This window comes from Methanoculleus sp. DTU007, assembly GCF_001512385.1.
Taxonomy (GTDB): domain Archaea; phylum Halobacteriota; class Methanomicrobia; order Methanomicrobiales; family Methanoculleaceae; genus Methanoculleus; species Methanoculleus thermophilus.
This window is the reverse complement of record NZ_LFRO01000003.1, coordinates 6,415-7,778: the sequence shown is the minus strand read 5'-3', so window position 1 is coordinate 7,778 and position 1,364 is coordinate 6,415. Positions and strand designations below refer to the sequence as shown.

Sequence of the window (1,364 nt, the reverse complement as noted above, 5' to 3'; positions counted from 1 at the left end):
CGCTGCCGTGAGAAGCCGGGGTGAGAGGGGAGGTCGGTTCTCCTTCACCTCCGCCTTCACGATGGCATCCTTTGGAATGACGATAGGCGAAAAGAGCGGCCGCTGGATGACGACGGCGTCGCGAGCGACCTCGATGCAGGCTCTTCGTATGGCCCCGTATAACTCCAGGGCGGCGTAGCCCAGAACGATCGCCGGCAGGAACAGCCTCCCTGCAGGAGGGATAATGAATGTCGGAACCGTAACGAGGGCTGCCGGAGCCGTAACAAGGAGGATCCCGATGAGAGAGGCGCCGGCAAGCAGCAGCAGGAAGAGCCTCCCCGGGGTGCCGATTGGGCCGTAGTCCACCAGTGCACCCTCCACCACCTCCCGGCCGCCTCCTGTCGCCATACCGACCTCGCCCTCCGGCGCGGCATATCGCCTGCCGGTGCCGACCATTGCTGCGTTCGGGCACCAGCCCATCCATCTCCGTATCGTCTCGGAGAACTTCATCATACGCGTTCACCCTCTGTTGCCGTATCCACGGTATACACCGACCCCCACTCCGCGATCATGATCGCCTTGTGCCGGCGCTCCCAGAGGATCGTGAGGCCGTACAACGTCCAGAAGATGAAACTCAGGCCCAGCATAAGACCAAGAATCCGGTCGAACATCCCGCCCAGAACAAAATACGCCATAACGACGGCGAGGAGAACGGAGGCCACCGGGAGACTCAGATACCTGATGATACGCTGTCTTTTAGTCATGTTGTCCCTGCGGAACTCCCCGGCGGCAACCCGTGCATACTGCTTCCGGTAACTGAGCAGGAAACCGAGGGCCGCTCCCACCCCAATGGCGAGGCCCGTCCATACGGCCGGGTACCCCGGAGGAGCATCCTCGACCAGGGTAAAGAGCGCCGCTGCCGCCGCCGAGAAGGCTATCGCCGTTATCAGCAACTGGTTATGGTAGCGCTTCCACCACCCGGGTTCGGCCCGGAGGGGGCCATCCTGCCCGCCCGCCGCCGCGGCCGCAGCCGACCGCACCGCGAGATCCGTCCGCATCGACGCCTGCAGGGGGCACCAGCCCAGGTAGGCCCGGATCGTCTCCAGGAGGGGCATCATACCATCTCCCGGAGTTTTGCAAAGAGTTCGTCGGCCAGCCTGGTCGGATCGTCGGTCTTTTCAAGCGTAATCCCCAGTTCGTCCGCGTATCCCCAGAGGAGCTCGATGCACCGGGCATACTGAGAGCATGTGCCGCAGTCGCCCTCGTGCTCGTACCAGACCTGCACCCCGTGGTCTGCCGAGACAAAGACGACGGCCGCCGCGTCGAAGGGAACCGAGCGCCCGAAGAGGACGCCAACTCCCGCGTTCAGGCGCTCGACCTCGATC

General features: G+C 63.9%; 2 protein-coding genes and 1 pseudogene. All 3 read right to left on the bottom strand.

Going from position 1 to position 1,364, the window contains the following annotated elements; translation table 11 throughout:
- Positions 1 to 492 (bottom strand): hypothetical protein (locus ACI94_RS00350; RefSeq protein WP_286680951.1); only part of this gene is annotated, 492 nt, incomplete at its 3' end.
- The gene (locus ACI94_RS00345; protein WP_286680950.1) at positions 489 to 1,097 is read right to left on the bottom strand and encodes a DUF1673 family protein; all 609 of its coding nucleotides are present in this window, start codon (positions 1,095 to 1,097) and stop codon (positions 489 to 491) included. The genes ACI94_RS00350 and ACI94_RS00345, both read right to left, overlap by 4 nt.
- Positions 1,094 to 1,364 (bottom strand): annotated as a pseudogene (locus ACI94_RS00340) (hypothetical protein); the annotation flags it as partial. The pseudogene ACI94_RS00340 and the gene ACI94_RS00345, both read right to left, overlap by 4 nt.